2 protein-coding genes are annotated in these 2,647 nt (G+C 46.3%); one reads left to right on the top strand and one right to left on the bottom strand.

The window, feature by feature from the left end; genetic code table 11:
* Positions 1-1,471: outer membrane beta-barrel family protein (locus tag VK541_RS04970; RefSeq protein WP_324367520.1), on the top strand; the 1,471-nt coding region annotated here is incomplete at its 5' end.
* Positions 1,472-1,474: 3 nt separating this feature from the next.
* On the opposite strand, the gene VK541_RS04975 is transcribed toward VK541_RS04970, so the two are convergent.
* The coding region (locus tag VK541_RS04975; RefSeq protein WP_324367521.1) for a DUF3095 domain-containing protein at positions 1,475-2,647 on the bottom strand (1,173 nt) is incomplete at its 5' end.

A 2,647-nucleotide genomic window follows, 5' to 3' on the forward strand; every position in this document is an offset into this window, starting at 1 on the left:
AAAGACCACGCTGGGTTTCGTCTTTACCGGATCCTACAACAAAGGCCGGAACCGAAAAGAAGTGACAGCTGCTGCTACCGGTCCGGCGGGACAGACGGACTCGCTGATTACGGCGCTCAATTCAGAACATTCGAAACTGAACAGCAACGGGATCAATTTCAATTACAGTTATAAGATTGACAGCCTGGGCCGGGAACTCAGCTTTGATCTCGACCACATCAGGTATAACGCCAGGACTGACCAGTCTTTTGCCAGCAGGATCTTTAATACCGCCAACAGCAGTACCAGTACCGAAGACCTGCTGGCTGAACTTCCATCGGATATTGCCATTTATTCTGCAAAAGGAGATTACGAGCACCCCCTGGCACACAAAGCCAAATTCTCTGCCGGGGGAAAGACCAGCTTTGTCAACACCGATAACACCGCAGACTATTTCATCCGACAGGGAAACGCACTGCTGGTGGACAATGAAAAGACCAATCACTTCAGGTACAAGGAAAACATCAACGCTGCTTATGTAAGTTTCAGTAAGGAATGGGAGAAATGGAGCATACAGACCGGGCTGCGCATGGAGCAGACCAATATGAAAGGACACCAGCTGGGCAATGGATTACGACCGGATTCGTCTTTTTCACAGCACTATACCAACCTCTTTCCGACTGTTTATCTTTCCTACAAACTTGACAGTGCCAAAAATAAGCTGACATTATACTACGGGAAGCGGGTCAGACGGCCCTATTACCAGGACCTGAACCCCTTTATTTTCTTACTGGATAAGTTCACGTACTTTGCCGGCAATCCTTACATCAGGCCGGAGTTTGCCCACAAGATCGATCTCAACTTTAACCACAACAACAAGATCAATATCGACCTTTTCTACAACGTTACCTCCTCGAAGATCTCTGAAGTCATCGAGCAGGAAAAAGGCATTTTCATCAGCAGGACGGGAAACATCGGGAAAATGCATTTTTACGGTGGCTCTGTTAACCTGAACCTGAAAGCAGGAAACTGGTACACATTGAATATGTACAGTGAAGCAGTGAAAATTGATTTTAGCGGCCTCCCCGGCAATGATGGAAATACTGTACGGAGCTTTTACTTTTATGTCAATCCAAATAACCAGTTTAATTTTGGGAAGGGATGGAGCGCAGAACTGAGCGGCATGTATGTAACACCCAACCAAAACGCCCAGTTCAAAACGAAAGCGCTTTACAACATCAACACCGGCATTCAGAAGAAAATCCTTGGAGAAAAAGGCACGCTGAAATTTACTTTACGCGATGTACTGAACCGCTTCAGGCCGCAGGGCGAAATACTCAACATTCCACAGACCCGGGCTACTTACCGCAACATTTTTGACAACCGGATAGGCCTGCTCTCTTTCAGTTACAGTTTCAGCAAGGGGGCTTCTGCTGCGAAGAAACGCAATACCGGCGGTGCCGGAAACGAGGTGGAAAGAGTGAAAAATTAATGATCAGGGGGATTGCTGAAGCTTTAGCTTCATCAGACCGGCGGCTTTAGTATATCCCCCTTCTCCTCCATCAACAAAATGGATGTGTCCGTCGTCCATGTCACGCACATAGCAGGACATGACTGATTCCCGGCTGACATATAATCCGTAAAAGATCTCCCCGCTTTCTTCAAGTTTATTTAGAGCAGACTGAAGCTTCAGTCTTTGGGCCTCAGTACCCGAAATGACCGTATTTAGCTTGCCATCAATAACAAGCGTATCAGACATTTCTATCATGCTCCGCAAATATTTCCGGCCTGTTGCTGTCTTGAAATAAAAATAGCCAAGCACAGATTTAAACCACATCCGCACCATCCTAAAAGGATTGGCATGCCCCGTTACCGCACGCAGCTCTGTCTCGAATTTATTGAAAGTGGTGGTCAATTTGAGTTTTGGCAAAGATATCGGCTGCCGCTGCTCAAATGCTCCATAGATATTATCTATATCCTGCATCACTTTTTTAAAAGCCAGGCCTTGGGGAGCTTTCCCGGCTGCAACTGCCAGCAGTGTAACGATTTCATCATTCTGTTCCGGAGGGGGAATCTTGTCCCACCTGCATTGCATGCCGCTCAGGTCCAGTTCTTCATTGGCAGCTTCTGTTTCTTCAAGCAGGTAATCTTTACCCTTAATCATTTTTTCTGCATAGCTAAGGCCATTGCCCAATAGTACTGGAATGACAAAAGCCCCTGAACTGTTAAACTTGCTGATGCGGAGTTTTTCGCCCTTCGCATAGATCTCAGACACAGGCAGCGTACCAACACGAATGTCCAGATCAAAACTGTCCATCGTATTTTCTCTGTACAATCGCAACGCCATGAGTACTTTACCGGCAATAGCAGGAGGCACAATAAAGGTGGCGCCATCACCGCCAAAGAAAAAAGGAATGGTAAGCCCCGCTTTAAACACGATGTTCAGTACGGCAACAATACTTCCTGTAGCCACAAGATTGACAGTTTCATGCATTCCTCCAAGAACAGCTGCCGTTGAATTCCTGATGTCTGTAATGATCACATGCCAGTCTTCAGGCACCTCGAAAAAGAGCGCCTCTTTTGTAAAAAGATCAGGCAGTGACAGGTGATTTACCGGCAAATCTGAATAAAACTGGTCGTTGCTTTGCGACATAATAAGTTTATTTAA

This window comes from Pedobacter sp. (assembly GCF_035317785.1).
In the GTDB taxonomy this organism is placed as follows: Bacteria; Bacteroidota; Bacteroidia; order Sphingobacteriales; family Sphingobacteriaceae; genus Pedobacter.